The following is a 20,741-nucleotide window of genomic DNA, read 5'->3' as shown; positions in this document are numbered from 1 at the left end:
TTGCTCACACCAGCTGATCAAACCGCTCAAAGAACCGGAACAGCGTATCGCCGCTCATGGCCAGCGCACGGATGCACACGCCCTGCACCGCGCGGCTTGCACCGGACATGCCGCCCGAATAGTCCGAACGGTATTTCTTGTCCAGTTCGTCTACTGCGGTGTAATCCTCGCCTGCCAGAACGTTCGCCTTGCTGCCGTTCATGCAGATGAAGTGTCCGGTGCCGCCGTTTGCATAACGGTCGCCCGCGAAAGAAGCGCCGTCCGAGCCGCCGGTATTGCGTACCGAAGTACGCATAGCAGTTTCCGGACCGTAGTCCACGATGTTTTGTGCAGCGGTGATCAGCGTATCCAGATGACCGAGCAGATCATGAATCTCGTAGTCATCATGGCCGCTCCAGACGACCAGTTTGTCGAGGTCGATCTCGCCCGCTTCCGCCAGTGCAGTTACCTTATCGCGGAAGATGCGCAGGCTTGAAAACAGTACGCGAACGTCATTATTTACCAGAGTCAGCGAATCTGCAACGCTGCGGCGGTTACAGCCCAGCTGATCGGACGAATAAAGAATGTTGTGTGCCTTGTCGCGCAGCATCATGCAGCCCGGCGTATGTCCCGGAATGTCGTAGTTATCCAGTACAACACCGCCGAGATCAAACTGATAGCCTTCGCTGATGCAGGTAAAATCGTCTGCTGTTACGGTTTTATCGTTCACATACTTCAGCGCCATCGGGATATCCTTTTCGTTGATGTAGACCTTGCGGCTTGCCTGAACGAAATCGCCCAGTTGTGTGGTATGATCCGGATGACCATGCGAAATGTAAACATCAATGTTATCCGTACCTGCCAGCTGCTTACAGTATTCATACAGGTTATTTGCGCCTGCCGATGCCATGCCTGCGTCGATCAGCAGTGCACCCTTGGAGCCCTTGATCAGATACATCTTATCGCTGTCGTAATCAATGACGCTCCAAACCTTCATGCTGTCCATATCGTACATCAGACGGCTCTTGTGCTCCAGTTTGGACATACGATCGATCGTGTAGGTAAAGGTTACAACATCGCTATCCTCCATGCCTTCCTTAGAGGCATAGGCTTTCAGTTCTACCTTGGTCTGCTTTGCAGTACCGTCCCAGTTATCCGTATCTGCACCGATGGTGATCAGTTCTTTCACTTCTGCACCGCCGAAACCAGAATCAGCCTTGAACTTGGTCTGATCAAAAACCTTCGCCGTATCCGAAGTCTTGGGGTCAGAACCATCTACTGTGTACTTGATCTCAGCACCCTCGGTATCCGAGAACAGCGCTATGTACTGCGTTACCGTGAAGGTACCCGGCGTATCCGGATAGTACGGGTCGGTATAGCTGTCATAATCCGTGTAGGTGTACGGTGCTGCGACCTGATTGCTGTTCTTCTTGCTGACGTTCAGTGTATAGTTCTTGCTGTCCGAACCGTTCTTCGCCGTTACCTTGATAACGAAGCGCGTAGTACCGCCGGTGAGTGTGCCCTGATAAGCCTTGCCGGACTCTACTGCATTGCCGTTCACGGTGATCTTCGCACCGGAGGAAGCTGCGGTCGGAACGATCTCGATCGAGGTCGTATTCTCGTCCACCTCAGCGACAAAGCTGGTCGTGGTCTTGCGGGTCGGCTTGGTGCCATTCGTCGGGTACTGCCAGTTTACATTAATGCCGAAATTCGGATCATCCCACAGCAGGTTGCCCTTCTCGCCCTGCTTGTGTACGGACAGATTGGACAGGTCTGCAATCTTATCTTCGTTGCCGTTGCGATAGCCGTCGGACAGGTAATTCTGCAGGTTGACATTGATGCCGACCCAGTTGATGTCCTTCAGGCGGTCGCCGACGACCACGGTCTTGGTGTTCTCGAAGTAGCCGTTAATGCTGTCCAGCGTGCGCAGAGTAGGCGTCATAGCATCTGTGCCCTCGTCAACAACCTTCTGTACAGCCGTCTGCAGGATATCCAGATAGCTTGCTGTGCCGTCCAGTACAACATCGTTATGACCGGTGAGAATGCGCTTTACCGTGCCGAGGCTGTCAACGCGCTCCAGTGCGATCTGCAGAGAGGACAGATACACGTCCATCGAGTCCGCGAAGAACGTCGAAGACAGGTTTGCGAACTGCATCCAGAACGAATCCGTGATGTGTGCACGGTTGTTGCCGACCTGATCGGTCGTGAACAGATTGCCGGTCGCGGTATCAAACAGCATAATGCCTGCTACCTGATGGCCCGGCAGCTCGATTACGTTGAACTTGGTGCCGCCCATGTCGTAAACGTCGCCGTTTTTCAGCGTTGCCAACTGTGCATCATAGGCTGCGCTTGCAGCGGCCTCATCTGTGAACATGCCGGAGGCTACGCCAAACTGCTTGACATAATCACGCAGCACCTCAATACCGCGCTCGTTGACATAAACCTTAGCGCCCAATGCCTCGTTTTCTGTACACAGGAACTGATGCGTCATCTGCACGTGGTCCGGGTGCGGGTGACCGATGATAAGGTCGATCGGCTTGCCTGCGCCGACGATCTTTCGTGCGGTCTCGTACAGGTTTGCCGCGTCCTTTGCATCAAAGTAGCCGGCATCCAGAACCATTGCGCGGTTGGTGCCTTCTACCAGATACATCTTATCGCTGTCGTAATCTTGAATGAGCGTTACATCCGGAACATCATTGCCGTTCCAGTCCTTGGGTGCGCCTACCTTCAGCTCGTGGTGCGGAATGCTGGTAACATCGTAGTTTCAGTTTGCAACACTGCTGGTTCTGCCGTTCTTCACCGCGATCGCCTTGACGTTATAGGTCTTGGTGACCGGACCATCCGCACTTGCGGTCGGCTGGGTGATCTCGATCTGTCCATACTGATAGGTTTCAAACTTTTTGCTCTTGGTCGTCGGTACAGGCGCCTTGTCCTTGCCTTCCGCGATTTCGTAGTAGATGTCCGCACCGTCCTGTGCGGTCAGCGTAACGGCATACGTCATATCGTAGTTGAATACGCCCAGGCTCTTGGACGTTTCCTGTCCCTTGGGGAGCGGGTATGCACTCGGTGCCGCCGGTGCAGACGAGCCGCCGCCAGAGGAACCGCCGGAAGAACCACCGGTCGAGCCGCCCGTACTCGTGCTGCCGCTGGTCACCAGAGCAGAGTTGTGGATCTTGACAACCTTGCCGGTAATCTCACAGTCGGTCACCTTCACTTCGCCTGCCTTGCCGCCGAGAACGACCGTGCTGCTCAGCTTGGCCTTGTTCAGCGTAACGCCGGATGCCTTGACGATGACAATACCGGTACCCTTGGGCGTTGCCGTGCCGGATTCGGTGATGTAATCCGAAATCATGTTATCGAGCAGTTTGACGACCTCTGCGCGGGTGATATTCGCCTTCGGGCGAACATTTTTGCCGTCACCCTGCATAACGCCCGCCTGCGCTACACGCAGGATCGGGTCGGTGTAGTACGCCGTACCCAGATCAGCGAAGTTGTTCTCCGCCTTAGTCTGGTAGTCCATTACGCGGTCTATTATAACCGCCATATCTGCTCTTGTTATCGGGCTGTTCGGCTCAAAATCGCCGTCGTGGCCCTGAATGACACCGCGGTCGCTCCAGCGGTTGATCTCGTCTTCCGCCCAGTGTCCGCGGGTGTCCGCAAATGATACGGCAAAAGCTGACGGCAGCATCGTCAGCAGCATTGCCACAGTGATAAACCATGCATATATCCGTTTGCGTTTCATTTTCATTCTCCCTTCTTTACTCGTGTCGGCCGAATTTCATCGGTTTCCCTACTGGCATTATTGTACCGTGTTCGTACCAAAGTGAAAATGAAGAAAAGCCAGAATTGTTGCACGATACGCAGGAGTTTCGCCTGCCTGCGTTCTGTGTTGTACGATTCCTATGGGATTCGTTGTCCGATTGTTAGATACCCCGGTTATTCGGCAAAGCCGAACACACTCTGCAGACTCGGCAGTGCCCGCTGTTTCCACTTGCGGCCGATTGTTACCGGATTGATCCCGCTTGCGCGCTGATATTTCATCAGCGCATCATACTGCGAGCCGGAAAGTTCCGCGCAAAGCGCACGGCGTGCCTTGCAGGCGCTGCCCATGCGTGAGGTCTGCGCAATCCATGTGCCCAGCCGCTCCCTCTGCACGGATTTTCCCGCTTGGGCAAGCTGCTCCTGCACCGCCGCAAGCGAGTAATATGTTCCCGCCGGAAAGCAGTCCTGCATAGCTTTGCACAGGATACACGATGATTCCTGCAGGAACCGGTACAGCAATTCCGGTGAATACGACAGATCGGTTATGCCAAAGTGCTTTTGCAGCATGGCGGCGCCGTATTTCGCCTCAAACCGGAGCATGCCCTGCGCATCCTGATAGTCGGTGAATTGCGCATTGTAATCGTCCCGCAGTTGGTCTGCCTTGGAGTACAGAGAAACGGCATAATCCTCTGTGCTGTGTTTTAAATCGTAAGAATAGGCGTAATGAATCGGTTTATTCCGCTTTTTGTTGTCAAACCGCGGATAGGTCTGCTTGAAGCCGTTCGGCACACCGCCTCTGTGCGCTAGCGCAATATATGCGAGCGGGTCCGGCGTTTGGGCGTTCACACTGAAATCCACCCGCGCAAACATGAAGGTCTCCGGTGCGCCGAGCTGTGCATCCCGCAGTATATCGCGCAGATTGCAGTCCAGTGTTCTCATATAATCTCGGCACGGGCTGAATAATGCTACTCTCTGTATCTCCATATAGAGCAGCGAATTGAGATTGATTGTTAATTTGATAAAACCGCAGTTTCGTGCGGCCCGCAGGCTTATTATCACGCCCTGCGGTGTGTACATGTAAAAATAGTATTCATTTTCTGATTTTCGATAGCTGCCTGTTCCATATCTGTCAGACAAGCCATACAGCAGACTTCGATAGCTGCTTACTTTCTCCAGCAAGATCTTCCGCTGTAACGTCATTGTATGTATAGAATGATAAATGTTCATCTCCATATCCCTTCTTCGATTTACTTTTATCAGACTGTTGTGCACAGATAAAAAGTTATATCGTCCAAACAATACAGTAATGAACAGTAATCATTCAAGAACGATATTTGTTATATAAGATAGAAATATATAGCAATTACTATCCTGTCAGTTTATACTATAACTGAGAATTGAAAATATCCTATGGATAGATCATTTATACTCTATAGGATTGGAATAACTATACTTTATATATAGAGATAAGGAGTGAACCTGTCTTATGTCTGATAACAAAACTACAGATACCATTTCTATGCACTTTCGGCATAGCACAACCGTTGACGAGCTTGTCAACAAACTGCGTGCCCATTATGTATGGAACGAAAAAGACGATCTGCCGGAATGGATTGCAGAGCCGTTAAAAGACTTTCCCCTTCTTGCCTCCTATGCACAAACGCTGCTGCAAACACTTCGTTCGATTCCAACGTCATTTGGCGATCAAGAAGCTACTGAATATGATTTGCTGGTCAACTGCATGATTACCGATCAAATCATGACCTCCCTGCGGGAATTTGAACTGCACTACCGTGCAGCTCACCCTGTACCCGATAGTGAGTATAAATCCGCCAATACCATTTCGTCCTATATGCACTGGCTGTTTCCTGCAGCAAGGAAAAAGCCGCCTAACTCCTCTAATCTAAAGCGTTCCCCTCTATATCGCTATTTGAGCGATACCTATTTTATTCCTTGCGAATTGGACAAGGAATTGATGCAGGTCATCTCTTTGCTTTATCACCAGCACAAGCGTAACGACGCCGGAAAACCCGTATTGCGCAGGGCTTATTATGTGCCTCTCATGTACGAGCACCCGTATTTCATGTATGCGATCGAACAAAACTGGGGACTGTATTACAACCGCATGATTGATCAGCATGCCACGATGCAGTCTGTTCTCTACTGCCTGTTTGATTCCTACGCTGATTCAAAAGACTTTATGGAATTTCAAAAGGAATGGTTTCCTTTTTCCCATTCTCGATTCAAGCAAACCACCGCAGATATGCACAAGCTGGATCTTGACTGCTCCGAACTTTTCGATATTGTTAAATCCAAGAAATCCTACGATACCTCACCACAAAGCATTGATGAGGTTTTGCGGTCAGATCAGAAAGATTATTGGATTTATTTCATGAAAACTAAGCGCTATTCTATCTTATTCTCCGCTATGCAGTTTTTCTTTGGATATAAGTCCGAGAAAAATTCAGAGCTTCCACTTCAGCAGCTTCGCAGCAGTATCTGCGCCGATCAGATTGACCACCATTTGCAAGCCATCTTAAAAAAGAGCACAGAAACCATCTTAGAGCAGTATGCTGCTGACTTTGGCAAATTACTGAAAGAAGTGAAAACCAGCCGTAATTACGATTCCGTATACAACTATGTAAACCGGCTGTTTGCTAATACGAAACAAACATTGCTGGAAGATGATGATGCACCAGCAGACCGCGAACCGGTTTCTATAGACCAATTAGTACAGCAGCAAAAACGAATGGAACGAAACCGCAGCAACAGCCATTATCCCGGTGACTGTCAATTTCTGTCTGCTATTTACGCGTCAATGATCCATGCTGCGCATTGCTTGAATCCTTTGAAAAAATCGATATCTGCATGCACAGTATCCGCCGATTCTCTTGAACCATTAGCGTTCACCGAATCCTTTGAATCCTGTACCGATTATTCTATCAGCACCCTTTCTCCGATAGAGAAATACCGTTTCTTTATTCCTTCCGACTATGTCTCTGCCCCCTGCACAAAAATGATATTTTCTCATATCTATCATATCGCAAAGAAAAACATCAGCAATCCCGCTGCATCGCTCGATGCCCCCCAATGTCTGGGTTCTTACATTCTCGCATTTATCGCCGAAAATGAACTGCAGCCTGTATATGCGCCGGACGATAAGCAGATTAACAATAACCATCTCTGGCGTTGGGCACATAAGCTGCTGCATACCTCTGCAGTAGATCAGCGTGAAAGCAAAACGCCGATCGCATTTCCCATCGATTTTTCCGCCAACGACTTTCCCCTTCTCAGAGACACGATGAGATGGTTTTGGCCTTTGGAGCAACTAGCTGCTTTAATCCACGCCAGCGATATAGATTTCCAATCTCGCTTAAAATATCAAACCACAGTTCGCTGTAATCTTTCTTCCCAAGAGGAGCGTGAAGAAATCGCCAAAAAAGGTATCGCTTACTGGGAGCAGCTCCAGCAGGGCACTTCCGATGGTTACCAACAATTTTTGAAGGATAATCTCCACCTCCCCAAGCACAACACGTAACGCACCTCCCACTAATATAGAATGTCGCCGCAGACGGAAAGCATCTTCCGCCTACGGCGTTTTTTTTGCCATAAAAAATATTTTTGCGTAATTTTTCGTTCCACCTGTGTTTTTTCGAAACGCATTATCCAGAAAAGGTTCTTATTTCATTCATTTTAAGCAAATATATCGTATTTATATTCTAATAATATTTCGTTTTTCTTTTGAATCACGTTTATCGACGTATTACATTTTGTTTGCTAAACTCTTCTCGAAGTCAAACGAAAAGTACTTTTCGCACCCATCTTTACACGCAAAAGGAGCAAAATTATGAACAAAGAAGAGCTTATCCGTACCCTTGCCGCGCATGCGGCTGACGCTGTCGTCCTGCTTGAAAAAATTTGGCCCGACAACGACGCATTTCCTGCAAAGCTCTGCGATCGTGTCGACGCGAGCGATTACTTCATCACGAACCGCGGTGCTGTGATCGCCAGCGACCTGCGCGTACCCTTCCTTGCCGAGCAGGTCGGCGCGGTCGGCATTTCGTCCGCCGATGTACATACACGCTGGAAAATCGTAGCGATTTATCAGTCAGACATTCGCTTCACCTATGCCGTCCGCACGACCGCTTGGGACAAGAAACCGCGCTTTCCCGGCCTTGACCTCAGCGACCGTGAGGTTGACATTGTGTACGAAATGTGCGACACCTTATCCCGCAATCGTGCGTACATTGAGAAAGATTTTTCGACGGAAAAGACACTTTTTGCCGATATTCTCAGCAACACGCACGCTGCCAAGTTGCTCGGTGCTTTCGACGAATCCCGATTCATCGAGCTGCTGCAGAACGACCCGCTTGCCCTGCCGGTTCTCGAGGCTGTACTGCTCGCAGGTGTGTGGAGCGAATCGACACTGGAAAGCGTCCCGAATTTCCTTATGGTTTTCGCGCTACCGAACGCGCAAGCGCTTTCGGTTCGTGAAAACCTCGAAGATCACTTTCACACTGTTGATCTGTTGCGTTCGCCTTCTGCGCCGTTCGAGCGCCCACTTACGCTGCGCCTCGAAAACAGCCAGCCGCCGGTGTACAGCCCCGCTGCAAGCGGGCGTCTTGTCCTGCTCGAGCCGATCGGAGACGCACCGCGCAAGCTGCTGATCGACACGATCGAACAGCATTCGCGCATTCAGCTGCTTACCAGCAACGCCGAGGCACGCCCGTTTGCCGCGTTCCCCATCGTCATCTCCACGCGTACCTTTCCGGCGGCGTATGCGTACACCGTCACTGTGCCCAAACAGGTAAACGCTCTGCGCGAGTCCGACGCAGACTGCCTTCGCCTGGCGGCTGCCAAGCTGCTGTGCTGCATTTCTGGAGCAGCAGGCACGCTCAACGAGGCCATTGATGATCTTGCCGGCAATCCACACGCCTACCGGCTGAATCTTCCGAAGCGCTGGATTACCATTGCACGGCAGTTTATCCGCCACGCTCTGCTGACCAATGAAAACAGCCGTGCTGCATTCGACCGCATCTCCGGCGAGGCTGAGCGCGTCGCAAAAGAGGCACAGCTTTCCCGCGCAGAAACAATCGATAAGGGTGTTGCCTTCCTGCTCGAGCCGGAGCATTACAAGGACGCGATCCATCCGCGGCCGCAGTCACTCGAGGAACTTGCTGAGACAACGGCGTTCGAATACACGTATCAGAACGAGCCGCTGCTAGTCTATCATCCCGACCGCTTCGCTGGTCTGCTGCAGCGTGCCGGAGTCGGTCCCGAGCTTGTCGAAGATGTTGTACAGGCATTGAAGGACCGTTCGCTCTGCACGTCTGAAAAGGTCAAAATCAACACTGAGGGGGCTGGCAGACGCTATCTTGCAATCCCAACGAAAAAGTTCATAAATTCCAGCATTCCATCCATTCCGGCGGGAAACGAGGAGGACAATAATGTATAATAAAGATATATATCCTGCACTGCAGACATTCGGTATCGAACATCTGCGCGATGAACAGGAACGTGCACTGACGCCGATTCTTGCCGGACGTGATGTCCTCGTTCGGCTGCGAACCGGCGGCGGAAAGTCATTACTGTACCAGCTGCCTGCACTGCTCGATGAGCCGGGTTCGCTCACGCTTGTTTTCTCGCCCTTGCGCGCGCTGCAGCGCGATCAGGTGCAGGCGCTCGAGCGCAGAGGCGTGCGCTCCGCTCTGCTCAACTCCGATCTCAGCACGTTCGCTCACGCCGCCATTCTGCGCGACTTTACCGCGAACGGCGGTCTCCTCTACCTTGCGCCGGAGCAGCTCCGCCGCGAGGATGTGTGCACCACACTTGCCGCCGCGCATGTGCGCCGCGTGGTCGTTGACGAGGCGCATATTCTGCCGCAGGTCGAGCACGCCTTTCGCAAGGATTACCGCCGTATCGGGCCGTTCATCGAGTCGCTGCCCAAGCACCCGCAGGTGCTGGCGTTCACCGCGACCGCCACGTGCTCCGACCTCAACTACATCGCCGAGCGGCTGTGCATGCACGATCCCAAGCGCCTGCCGTTTCCGATTCGTCGGAAAAATATCAAAATCTATGTCAAGAAGATTACCATCCGCGATAAGACCGAAAAGACCCGCAAACTGCAGAACGCGCGGCTCATCATGCTGGACAATGTACTGCGTAAGTACCGCAAGCACGGTGCCACGATCATCTACTGCCCACGCGTCAAGGATGTCAAGCGCACCACCAAATGGCTGCGTTCTCGTGACTATCCAGTGAAGGCTTATTACGGCAAAATGAAACGCTGCAAACGCGCCCACGTGCAGGACTACTTTCTGACGAAAAAGCACCCGATCATCGTAGCTACGAACGCCTTCGGTCTGGGCATTGACCGTCCCGACGTGCGTCTGGTCGTGCACGCCGGACTGCCCATCGGCATTGACGCGTACACGCAGGAAATCGGCCGCGCCGGACGCGACGGAAAGAAAGCTCGCGCCGTACTGCTCTACGCGCCGTCGGACGAGTATGTGGTGAAAAACCTTATCCACAGCAGCCGCGACCCTGAAACCATTTCCCGCGGTAAAAAACGTCTGAAAGCACTGAAAAAGGTTCTGCGCGAGCCGAACAAGGTGTGGAAGGGTATCACGAAGTACTTTCGATAAGCGTATCAACCACGCCTGTCATTGATATAATATTTATCTGTATGAATGATTAAACCGCCCGCATCACGGCAATCCTAACTACCAGAAGGAGGAATTTCCATGACCAACAACTTTCAGTGTGCACAGATCTACCAGATTCTTGCGCTCAACGACGAAATGCTGAAGAGCGGCTGCATCACCCGCGACGAGCACGATTTTGTCCGCCATGTGCAGACGGACAAGCTGACCCGGCTGCACAGCACGCCGTAAGGAGGCCGCCCGATGGACGTCCGCAGACTGGACGAAATGCAGGCGCAGGGCCGCAGCATCTTCGATACCGAGCTTGCTGTGGCGTACTATGCCCGCGTTTCGACCGACAAAGACGAGCAGATCAACAGTCTCGGCAACCAGAAACGCTATTTTGAGGACTACATCGCCGCAAATCCGCACTGGACGTTCGCCGGCGGCTACGTCGATGAGGGTATCAGCGGCACGTCGGTCGAAGGACGCGAGCAGTTTCTCCAGATGATCGAGGACGCGAAATGCGGCCGCTTTGACCTCATCGTCACCAAGGAGATCAGCCGTTTCGCCAGAAATACACTCGACAGCCTGCGCTACACGCGCGAGCTGCTGCGCTGCGGTGTCGGTGTGTACTTTCAAAACGACAACATCAACACCTTTGACAAGGATGCCGAACTGCGGCTCACCATCATGTCCTCCATCGCACAGGATGAGGTGCGCAAGCTGTCCGAGCGCACGCGCTTTGGCTTTAAGCGTGCACAGGAGAACAGCGTGCTACTCGGTCAGAACAATCTGTTCGGGTACAACAAGGTTGACGGGCGATTGGAGATTGTCGAGCCGGAAGCCGCCGTCGTCCGTGAGGTGTTCGAGCGCTACGCTGCCGGAGACCTCGGTCTCCGCGCCATTGCCAACGATCTGGAAAGCCGCGGTGTACGCGGACGGCAGGGCAAGCCGCTCACCTACTCCACGCTGTACGGCATGATCCGCAACCCGAAATACAAGGGCTGCTATGCCGGTCGGCGGTACGCCTCACGCGACTACCGCGACAAACGCAGCTACCGCCTGAGTGCAGACAAATGGCTCGTGCATAAGGACGACCGTGTGCCTGCCATCGTGCCCGAAGCGCTGTGGGAGCAGGCTAACCGTCTGCTCGCCTCGCGCGGCAAGACCATGAAGGCGCACGCGCAGGCATCCCAGAACCGCTACGCCTACAGCGGCAAGCTGATCTGTGCCAGGCACGGCACAACTTTCCACAGGCATGTGTATAAAAGCAAAAGCCGTGGCGAGTCGGAATGCTGGAACTGCAAACTGTACCGCGAAAAGGGAAAACAGGGCGGCTGCGACTCCCCCACAGTTTACAGCCACGAGCTGGACCGCATTTTGGAGCGTGTGTTCGAGCAGATAACGGACGAGCGCTCAGCCGCCGTGCAGGAGTACATCGACAATCTGCGCGCCTTTGCCGCACAGCAGGATAACGCCCCTGCGCTTGCTCAAGTCGAGCAGGAAATCGAAACGGTCACCCGCCGCAAGGACAAGCTGCTCGATCTCGCGCTTGCCGGGGCGCTCTCCAACGCCGAGTTCAAACAGCGCAACGAGACCTGCAACGAGCAGCTTGCCGCCCTCGAGCAGCAGCGAACAGAACTACAGAACGCAGACAAGACACTGGAAGAACGTATCCGACGGGTGGAAAATCTGCGCCGCATCATCGAGGAACGGTGGCAGATGAGCTGCGGGTTCTCGCGCGAGATGTCCAAGGCGCTCGTTGACCATATCGTCGTGGACTCGGACGAGAGCAAAACCCGTATCTCGCTCGATATTTTCCTCACCACCGGTGCAGAGCCGATCGTATCTGAAACGCAAACCTCTAACTCACAGCTGCAAATGAGCTTTCAGCGGGCGCGGTCGGGGTATCAGGGCACGTATGAGGTGCGGTACTGTGTGCGGTGGCACCTTGGGTAGCAGACGAAAAAACAGCAAACCTGCAAGGTTTGCTGTTTTCTTTTTTCAAAACTTTTCTTTTATTATTTCCCGCTTATCTTGACAGAACCGCCATTTTGCAGTACGATAAGGCCAGAAATCAAAATCACCCTAAGTATTACATCCTTTCGTTTGATGAGATACACATCTCACAGGCGCAGGTATCCCGTTTGGAGAAGGGCGCACTGGAGCATATCCGCAAGCAAATTTAACAAATTGAGAATGGATCATGGAGGATGGAGAATGAAAGAAGCCGCCCGAAGGGCGGTTATTGAATAAACGCGCTTTGCGCGTTACCGAAATTCTCAATTTTCAATTCTCCATTCTCAATGAAAGAAAAACAGCAAGTCCAACTGAACTTGCTGTTTTTCTTTACGCTGCCTGACTTTCGCCGGAGGCATAATCAATTTCCACGCCCGGCTGGACGTTATAGCAGTACACGTTAAAGCAAATGCCTTCGCCGTCATCCTCGACCGACCACGCCTCCATCTGCACGCCCGAGGCGACAAGATTGCTGCCCTCAAACACCGGCGTGACCCGATAGAGCACATGGTTGCCGGTTTCCTTCACATAGTCAGCGACCATATTCTCAAACGGAAGCATACCCTCGATATTGAGGTATCGCGTGCCAGTGATCAGGTTCTGCTTGTTGGCATTCTCGGCGGTAAGCTGCCAGCCGATCAGGTGACAGCGGTTATACAGATATTTGCCGTCCACGCAGTCATACTTGACGGTATGCCATCCGGTTGGCTTGACCTGACCGATCGAACCGCGTTTTTCTCCATCTGCGGGCATCAGCTCCTGTCCGACATTGGCGTATGCCGTGCCGCACCGTCCGAGATAATCCAAATCCGAATATTCCTCAAACGCTTCGGTCTCCTGCTTGTCTGCGTCGGTGAAGGACGGCTGGTTGCCGTCGATCTCGACATAAGCAGAATCCGAGTAGGCGGGCAGCTCGTCCATCGAAACCATACTGCTCGACGGCATGGGCAGTGCACAGCCGGAAAACAGCAGGCTGAGCACGAATACAATCGGCGCAAACGCGCGGGTCAATTTTCGCATTTAACAAATACTTCCTCTGTTATTTTTTCATGCGAGGAACCGGCAAATTCGGTCTCGCTCTGCTTTGTCCATCCGGTTTCCGGCAGGGTGAAATACCGGTCGGCGGGATAGACACGATTCCAGTGATATAATATCACCTGCTGCACCCTGTTTAAGTATGGTGCAGGATTGTGCACCTCAGCGAAGCAGTAATCGTCCTCTTCCGCCCGCTCGAGGCAATCCTCAGCGATGCAAAGCCGTACTGCCGTATCCTCTCCGAACAGCTTTGCGGTATACGGACTTATCCACAGCCTGTGCATACCGCAGTGCATAAGAATGCGCTCATTCAGCACACGATCGCGGCTCTGTCGGCGATGGTTGAAGGCCAGGCCGCCTTTATCATCCACACATAAGATCAGCTTCATAGAGTTCTCCCTTCATCGGGTATCGGATGCACTGTTGACCGGCGCAACGCTGTATGTAATGCGTCCTGCCGAAATACCCTGCCGTCCGATATACGAGCACAGCGCTTCGGTCAGTCTCGGGGTTGCCTTGCTGTGATGCAGCCGCACGACTACCACGCCGGACGTGGAGGCGAAATACTGTACGGTCTGCGTATACGCTTCCGCCGCATTTTTCTCGGCATCGCCGCTGTCCAGACCGGCATCCCACAGGCGGTAGCCTGCACCGATGAGCACGCTGCGCTGTGCTTCGGTGAGCGCGTCGCTGCCGCTCTGGTTGGCGGCTATGCGGGCTGCAACACCGGTCAGCAGCGTCAGGCGTTCGTTCGCAGCAGCAAGATCCGCCAGCATGTCGGCTCCGTCGGTTTTGCTGTCCGCCTGCAGCAGAAAAGCTGCCGTATGTCCCTCCGCTGCGATTCGACGAACCAGATCATCGTCCCATTTGGAGGTATCCGTCGGCAGGAAGAATGCCGCCTGCCTGCCTGCGTCATGCAGATTGTCCAGAACAGCCGCCGTGTTTTCGTTCGGCGCGCCGTAATAGGCAAGATACACGCGAACCGGCTTTTTCGCCGGCTTTTCCTCTACCTTTGGTATTTCGATGGTATCATTGTCCACCGGCTTTGCCGGTGCGGGATTGGTATTCGTGTTATTGCTGCGGTCCGACCCGGAGGTATTGTCCTTGTAGTTGTCGATCGTGTTCTCAATCACCTTGGTATGCGCCGCAATAAACGCCGAGTCGCTCTGTGCCGAGCCGTCTGCGACACGCAGCACATTTTCCCCCTGCAGGGTCAGTGAAGAATAGGTAAAGCCGAACTTCGCACAGCACAGCTTGACCGGCACATAAACCGTTCCGTTCATCTCATACGCGGGTGTGGAATAGCTGTTCAGATTCTGGTCGTACACATAGCCTTCCGCAGTCGAAAAGCTGAGCGTTTCGCCGTTTGCGGAAAGATCGAGCACGCCGTCATTCTCCGAGGCTGACACGCCGAGCGTGGTAAACACACTGTACGGCACATAGGTTTCGCCGCCGAGACGTGCAGGCATGGTGCTCTCGTCGAGCGGCAGGATGGAGTCATTTATCGCTGTCAGCGTCACCGCATGCGCCGGTGCAGGCAGAAACGTCAGCAGCAGCGCGGCACACAGCACACAGCTGATGATTTTTTTGATACGCACTCACTCCTTTCAGCAATTCGTACGAACATATTATACCAAAGCGCAGCGGGTTTGTCACCCTTTCTGCCGAAAAACACCTTGCGTTGTGAGAATCGAGTGCTATAATAAAAGAGTACAAATTCTTATACAGAAAGAGTGAAGCAACCATGCTGCAGATCACAACACAGCGCACTACTACTCCTAAAGCAAAGCCGGACGAAAGCAACCTCGGCTTTGGCGTTCATTATACCGATCACATGCTGATCATTGATCACGATGAAGAACAGGGCTGGCACGACGCCCGCATCGTACCGTATCAGCCGCTTGAGCTTGATCCGGCAGCGATGGTTTTCCATTATGCAATGGAGTCCTTTGAGGGTCTGAAGGCTTACCGCACCCCGGACGGCTCCATTCAGCTGTTCCGCCCGGACAAGAATGCACAGCGTATGATCAACACCAACCATCGTATGTGCCTGCCGAGCCTGCCGGTAGAGGATTTCGTTCAGGCTGTCAAGGCCATTGTTTCCTTCGATCAGGACTGGGTTCCGCACGCTGAGGGCACCAGCCTGTACATCCGTCCGTTTGTCATCGCTACCGAGCCGCATCTGGGCGTTCGCACCTCCCGCACCCACAAGTTCATCATTGTATGCTCTCCGGTCGGCGCTTATTACTCCACCGGCATCAATCCGGTTAAGATCTTCGTCGAGGATGAGTATACCCGTGCCTGCCCGGGCGGCACCGGCTTCACCAAGTGCGGCGGCAACTACGCTGCATCCCTGATTTCTCAGGTAAAGGCACACGAGCTGGGCTACGAGCAGACCCTGTGGCTGGACGGCGTTGAGCACAAGTACGTTGAGGAAGTCGGCTCCATGAACTGCTTCTTCAAGATCGACGGCACCGTTTACACCGCTCCGACTGTTGGCACCGTTCTGCCGGGCGTTACCCGTATGAGCTGCATCGAGCTGCTCAAGCACTGGGGCATTCCGGTATCCGAGGAGCGCCTGCCGATCGCTGACGTTATGAAGGCTTCCCACGACGGCAAGCTGGAAGAGGTATTCGGCACCGGTACCGCTGCAGTTATCTCTCCGGTTGGCGAGCTGCGCTACGAGGGCGATGTTGCTCACATCAACAATGGTGAGATCGGTGAAGTTACCCACAAGCTGTACAACACCCTGACCGGCATCCAGTGGGGCAAGCTGCCGGATGAGCTGGGCTGGACTGTAAAAATCGACTGATTTCGATAAAAAGGCAAAGCCTTTTCATCGAAAGGGACGTACCGAGCCACAGGCTCGGATACGTCCTTACGGGATTCTGTACGAAATCCCGCCATGCGGACGCGGTTTGCAAGCAAACCGACATTCAATAAAAAAGAGGCTGACAGCTGTGAACTGTCAGCCTCTTTTTTTACAATGCAAGCGTGTGATATGGTTCACCGCTCAGCGTTTTCCATGTAAAAACGCCGTTTTCGAGTGTCATATAGCCATGTGCGGTATCATTTTTCGGGATGGACACTGAACCCGGGTTCAGATACAGGTTTTCCCTGCCAAACGACTCCCATGCCGGAATATGCGTATGTCCGTGCAGCAGCACATCGCACTTACGCAGTGGCGGCGGTGTCTGGGTATTAAAGGTATGCCCGTGCGTGACATACACCAGCCGCTCCCCTGCCGACAGGACGGCATAGTCCGCGAGGATTGGAAACTCGAGCACCATCTGGTCCACCTCGGTGTCGCAGTTGCCGCGCACACATAGGATTATATCCGCCATGCCGTTCAGCATGGCAATCACCTTCTTCGGCGCATAATCACGCGGCAGATCGTTTCTCGGGCCGTGGTAAAGAATATCGCCGAGCAGCAGCAGACGCGCAGCCTGCTCGCGCTCGAACGCCTGCAGCAGCTGTTCGCAGTAGTATGCCGAGCCGTGAATATCGGATGCGATCAGAAATTTCATGCCGCGTCTCACCTGCCTGCCTGCTTTGGCACATCCACGATGGTGCCGCCGCCGACAACTACATCGCCGTCATACAGCACCGCCGCCTGACCGATTGCTGCGGCTCTCTGCGGCTCGTCAAACACCAGCTTGACGCGGCCGTCCTCCATCGGAGAAACCGTCACCGGCTGCTCCGGATGGCGGTAGCGAATCTTCGCCTTGATGTGGATTGGCTCGGTCAGCTCCGGAATCGAAATCCAGTTCATGTCATCTACGATCACAGTGTCCGAGAACAGCGCCGCCTCCGGTCCGACCGAAACTGTGTTCTTCTCCATATCCTTGCCGCAGACGTACACCGGCTCACCCATCGCAAGACCAAGGCCGCGTCTCTGGCCGACGGTATAGCGGACAGCACCCTTGTGTTTTCCCACCGGCTTGCCGTCCAGATCGAGGAAATCGCCTGCCGGATAGTGCTTGCCCGTGTACTGCTCCATGAACTTGACGTAATCGCCGTCCGGCACAAAGCAAATATCCTGGCTGTCGTGCTTGCGTGCGTTGCAGAAGCTGAGCTGCTCCGCCAGCTCGCGGATCTCCGGCTTGTTGCGGTCGCCCAGAGGAAATTTGGTGTGCGCAAGCTGCCGCTGCGTCATTGTGTACAGCACATAGCTCTGGTCCTTGCCCGCGTCCACGCCCTTTTTGAGCAGCCAGCGGCCGGTCTGTTCGTCCTGCTCAATGCGGGCGTAGTGACCCGTGACAACGTAATACAGGCCGTGCTGCTCGGCAAAATCCAGCAGCTTGTCGAACTTCATAAAGCGGTTGCAGTCAATACAGGGATTGGGCGTGCCGCCTGCCTCATAGGTGCGGACAAATTTACCGATGATCTTCTCCTGAAAATCCAGCGTAAAATCCAGCACCTCATACGGAATATCCAGCTGAAATGCAACCTCACTTGCGTCCTCGATATCCTTTTCCGAACAGCAGGTGCGGAAATTACATGCGCCGAGATCCTCGTTGCGGTACAGCCGCATGGTCGTGCCCATGCAGCGGAAGTCCGCCTGCCGCATCAGGTAAGCCGCGATCGAGCTGTCTACGCCGCCGCTCATCGCAATGAGTGCGGTCTTCTGTTCTGCGTTCTGCATCAATGCCGTCCTCTCTTTCGATATATTAAGTGGTAAGTATAATTTTCATCAGATAGCAAAAAACTCCGAAAACCATGTGGTTTCCAGAGTTTTTGTGGTCGAGGTGACAGGATTTGAACCTGCGGCCTCTTCGTCCCGAACGAAGCGCTCTACCAAGCTGAGCCACACCTCGAAATGTTGTTATTTGATTTGAAAAAAGTGGTCGAGGTGACAGGATTTGAACCTGCGGCCTCTTCGTCCCGAACGAAGCGCTCTACCAAGCTGAGCCACACCTCGAAATCAAGCTGCCAACTCTTTTCCGTGACAGCTTTATTAGTATATCGCAGAAATCGCTTTCTGTCAACACTTTTCTAAAAATATTCGCTAATTTTTTTGAGGTAATGCCGCATAATTGAACAAGAGCGATTTGCGAGTAAATTTTGCATGCTGATCAGGCGCGGTTTTGCAGCAATACTGTCATATTGCAAGAAATCGCAACGACATCAGGACTCAAAATTTCCGCAAAGCGCCGCAGCTTTAATTGTGCGGTATTATCTCAAGGAGTCTTGCTACCAGACGGCGCAGCTCTGCGCCGCGGCGCTCGGCAGTCTCGTTGACCTCAGCGCCCGAGAGCGGCTGCATAAGCACGCCTGCCGCCATATTGGTGATCATGGCAATACCGACGAGCGGCAGACCGCAGTGCGCGGCCGCAATGACCTCGAACACGGTGGACATGCCGACCGCATCCGCGCCGAGCGTGCGGAACATGCGGATCTCCGCCGGTGTCTCAAACTGCGGGCCGTTTACACCGCAGTATACACCCTGATGCAGCTTAAGACCGCAGTCCGCAGCGGCCTGCAGAGCTTTTTCTCCCAGTTCGTGGCTGTACGCGAACGTCATATCCGGAAAACGAGTACCGAGTTCGGGATCATTTTTGCCGGTCAGCGGACTTTTGCCTGTCATGTTGATGTGGTCGGTGATCAGCATAAAATCACCCGCATGATAGCCGGTGTTGATGCCGCCGGAGGCATTCGTCACGACAAGCGCCTTCACGCCCAGCGCCTTCATCACATAAACCGGATACGCCACCTCGTCCGGCGCGTAGCCCTCGTAGCCGTGCAGACGGCCCTGCATGCAGATAACACGGCGTCCGGCCAGCGTGCCGCATACCATGCGTCCTGCGTGGTCAGGCGCGGTGGATACCTTGAAGTGCGGAATCTCGCCGTAAGGTACATACGTCGGGTTCTCCACCTCATCCGCCAGCGGGCCGATGCCCGAGCCGAGCACCAGTGCGATTTCGGGCATAAACGGCAGCTTTTCTTTAAGATATGCTGCAGATTCCGCTACATTTGCTTTTGTCAGCATAGGTCTCCCTCCTTACAGCCGGCGCAGGATAGCGTCCGTACGCTTCTGCGTTTCCGCCTTTACCTTTTCAATGTCGATGGTCTTGAATTCACCACCGCGGTACAGCACCTCGCCGTCCACCATAGTCAGGCGAACGTCCGCGCCCTGAGCCGCATAGACCACGTTGCAGGCGGCGTCGGTCATTGGTGTGAACTGCGGTGTATCGGTGTCGATGACGCACAGGTCAGCCTTATATCCAACCGCCAGCTTGCCGCAGTCCGTGCGTCCCTGCGAGAGCGCACCGGCGCGCGTTGCCGTGTGCAGCACCTGTGCAGGCGTCAGCAGCGTAGAATCGTGATAGAAACCCTTGTAAACCACACCGAACAGGTAAATATCCTGCAGAATATTCAGGTTGTTGTTGGAGGCAGCGCCGTCTGTGCCGAGCGCGATATTGATGCCCTTCTCCAGCATTTTCGGAATGTTCGCGTAGCCGGATGCCAGCTTGAGATTACTTGCCGGACAGCAGGCGACCGAAACATTGTGCTTCTTGAGGATATCGAAATCCTCGTCCTCCAGCCAGACGCAGTGCGCCGCCGTGGTCGGGGAATCAAAAATGCCGTGCGCCTCCATGTACGCCGCCGGCGTCAGGCCATGACGCTGCTTGCACTCCTCGTGCTCGGTCTGCGTCTCGGACAGGTGGATGTGGATACGCGCACCCGCGTCCTTCGCGTGAGCGGCTACCGCCTCGACCACCTTGGGTGTCGAGGTATACTCGCCGTGGATACACAGATCACCGATCAGACGGCCGTCCAGCTCGCCGTTCCACTCGTTCAGCAGACGCAGATTGTCCTTATAGGCGGCAAGGCTCTCGTAGTCGCTGTCGTCAAATACGGTCAGGCCGCGGCTGAGGTTGCACTTGATGCCGCTCTCGCGGATCGCGGGCATCATGCCGTCGAAGAAGAAATACATATCCGAGAACGAAACCGTACCGCTCGCCAGCATTTCCGCGATGGAAAGCTGCGTGCCGTAGTACGCCGCTTCGTCATCGATCTTGTCCTCAAACGGAAATACCTTCTCGCCCAGCCAGCGCTGCAGCGGCAGATTCTCCGCGTAACCGCGCAGCAGCGTCATCGGCGCGTGGCTGTGGACGTTGTAGAAGCCGCTCATCAGCAGACGGTGTCTGCCATCGTAGCGTTCGCCGTAGTCCTCCTGCGGCTCGGTGTCACCGATGTAGGCAATCTTGCCGTTCTTCACGCCGACGTACTGCCCGCGCTTGCACTCAAAATTCTCATCCAACAGATCAATATTGCAAAAAAGCATGGTGTTCTCCTTTT

The 20,741-nt window shown here is 53.8% G+C and carries 16 protein-coding genes, 2 tRNA genes and 1 pseudogene; 7 read left to right on the top strand and 12 right to left on the bottom strand.

Annotation, left to right across the window (positions count from 1 at the left end):
- Positions 1-4: 4 nt before the first annotated feature.
- The 3 genes from C7386_RS10610 to C7386_RS10600 all read right to left on the bottom strand — a co-directional run bounded on the left by C7386_RS10610 (position 5) and on the right by C7386_RS10600 (position 4,680).
- Complete coding sequence (locus tag C7386_RS10610) at positions 5-2,629, bottom strand: MBL fold metallo-hydrolase (protein WP_110436213.1); 2,625 nt, start codon at positions 2,627-2,629, stop codon at positions 5-7.
- 114 nt (positions 2,630-2,743) lie between these two features.
- A complete protein-coding gene (locus C7386_RS10605) occupies positions 2,744-3,721 on the bottom strand; it encodes an S-layer homology domain-containing protein (RefSeq protein ID WP_165815536.1) in 978 nt (325 codons plus the stop codon).
- 194 nt (positions 3,722-3,915) lie between these two features.
- Positions 3,916-4,680 (bottom strand): hypothetical protein, encoded by a 765-nt coding sequence (locus C7386_RS10600; protein ID WP_116705508.1) that lies wholly within the window; start codon positions 4,678-4,680, stop codon positions 3,916-3,918.
- Positions 4,681-5,227: 547 nt separating this feature from the next.
- Between C7386_RS10600 and C7386_RS10595 the strand changes: the two genes are divergently transcribed.
- The 6 genes from C7386_RS10595 to C7386_RS10575 all read left to right on the top strand — a co-directional run bounded on the left by C7386_RS10595 (position 5,228) and on the right by C7386_RS10575 (position 12,574).
- Entirely contained in the window at positions 5,228-7,279 is a 2,052-nt protein-coding gene (locus C7386_RS10595; RefSeq protein WP_110436210.1) for a hypothetical protein, read from the top strand.
- A 309-nt stretch (positions 7,280-7,588) separates the two neighbouring features.
- Entirely contained in the window at positions 7,589-9,196 is a 1,608-nt protein-coding gene (locus C7386_RS10590; protein ID WP_110436209.1) for a hypothetical protein, read from the top strand.
- A complete protein-coding gene (locus C7386_RS10585) occupies positions 9,189-10,385 on the top strand; it encodes a RecQ family ATP-dependent DNA helicase (protein WP_110436208.1) in 1,197 nt (398 codons plus the stop codon). Before C7386_RS10590 ends, C7386_RS10585 begins: the two co-directional genes overlap by 8 nt.
- A 99-nt stretch (positions 10,386-10,484) precedes the next feature.
- Positions 10,485-10,634 (top strand): hypothetical protein, encoded by a 150-nt coding sequence (locus tag C7386_RS13485; RefSeq protein ID WP_158574371.1) that lies wholly within the window; start codon positions 10,485-10,487, stop codon positions 10,632-10,634.
- 12 nt (positions 10,635-10,646) lie between these two features.
- Positions 10,647-12,344, top strand: coding sequence for a recombinase family protein (locus tag C7386_RS10580; protein WP_110436207.1), 1,698 nt, complete (start codon positions 10,647-10,649; stop codon positions 12,342-12,344).
- Entirely contained in the window at positions 12,329-12,574 is a 246-nt protein-coding gene (locus C7386_RS10575; RefSeq protein WP_110436206.1) for a hypothetical protein, read from the top strand. The genes C7386_RS10580 and C7386_RS10575 overlap by 16 nt, the downstream gene beginning before the upstream one ends.
- Before the next feature lie 172 nt (positions 12,575-12,746).
- On the opposite strand, the pseudogene C7386_RS10570 reads toward C7386_RS10575, so the two are convergent.
- From C7386_RS10570 to C7386_RS10560, 3 genes and pseudogenes are all read right to left on the bottom strand, one after another.
- Positions 12,747-13,424 (bottom strand): annotated as a pseudogene (locus C7386_RS10570) (DNA/RNA non-specific endonuclease); the annotation flags it as partial.
- A complete protein-coding gene (locus C7386_RS10565; protein ID WP_110436204.1) occupies positions 13,412-13,828 on the bottom strand; it encodes a ribonuclease Z in 417 nt (138 codons plus the stop codon). The gene C7386_RS10565 and the pseudogene C7386_RS10570, both read right to left, overlap by 13 nt.
- Positions 13,829-13,840: 12 nt before the next feature.
- A complete protein-coding gene (locus C7386_RS10560) occupies positions 13,841-15,037 on the bottom strand; it encodes a polysaccharide deacetylase family protein (protein ID WP_110436203.1) in 1,197 nt (398 codons plus the stop codon).
- Between the two features lie 146 nt (positions 15,038-15,183).
- Between C7386_RS10560 and C7386_RS10555 the strand changes: the two genes are divergently transcribed.
- Positions 15,184-16,251: a branched-chain amino acid aminotransferase gene (locus C7386_RS10555; protein WP_116705507.1), complete on the top strand. Its 1,068-nt coding sequence runs from the start codon at positions 15,184-15,186 to the stop codon at positions 16,249-16,251.
- Between the two features lie 169 nt (positions 16,252-16,420).
- Here C7386_RS10555 and yfcE read toward each other — a convergent pair whose 3' ends face one another.
- From yfcE to C7386_RS10525, 6 genes are all read right to left on the bottom strand, one after another.
- Positions 16,421-16,966, bottom strand: a complete 546-nt coding sequence (gene yfcE / locus C7386_RS10550; protein ID WP_116705506.1) for a phosphodiesterase — start codon at positions 16,964-16,966, stop codon at positions 16,421-16,423.
- An 8-nt stretch (positions 16,967-16,974) separates the two neighbouring features.
- The gene (gene mnmA, locus C7386_RS10545) at positions 16,975-18,084 is read right to left on the bottom strand and encodes a tRNA 2-thiouridine(34) synthase MnmA (protein WP_270579891.1); all 1,110 of its coding nucleotides are present in this window, start codon (positions 18,082-18,084) and stop codon (positions 16,975-16,977) included.
- Between the two features lie 95 nt (positions 18,085-18,179).
- Positions 18,180-18,256, bottom strand: a tRNA-Pro gene (locus tag C7386_RS10540).
- 27 nt (positions 18,257-18,283) lie between these two features.
- Positions 18,284-18,360 (bottom strand) — tRNA-Pro (locus tag C7386_RS10535).
- A gap of 240 nt (positions 18,361-18,600) precedes the next feature.
- Positions 18,601-19,428, bottom strand: a complete 828-nt coding sequence (locus C7386_RS10530) for a purine-nucleoside phosphorylase (protein WP_116705505.1) — start codon at positions 19,426-19,428, stop codon at positions 18,601-18,603.
- Between the two features lie 12 nt (positions 19,429-19,440).
- On the bottom strand, positions 19,441-20,727 hold the full coding sequence (locus C7386_RS10525) for an amidohydrolase (protein ID WP_116705504.1): 1,287 nt from the start codon (positions 20,725-20,727) through the stop codon (positions 19,441-19,443).
- Positions 20,728-20,741 lie beyond the last annotated feature (14 nt).

Origin of the sequence: Agathobaculum butyriciproducens (assembly GCA_003096535.1) — a bacterium.
GTDB lineage: Bacteria > Bacillota > Clostridia > Oscillospirales > Butyricicoccaceae > Agathobaculum > Agathobaculum butyriciproducens.
Note: the sequence above shows the minus strand (reverse complement) of the source record. Positions and strands in the feature narration are given on the sequence as shown.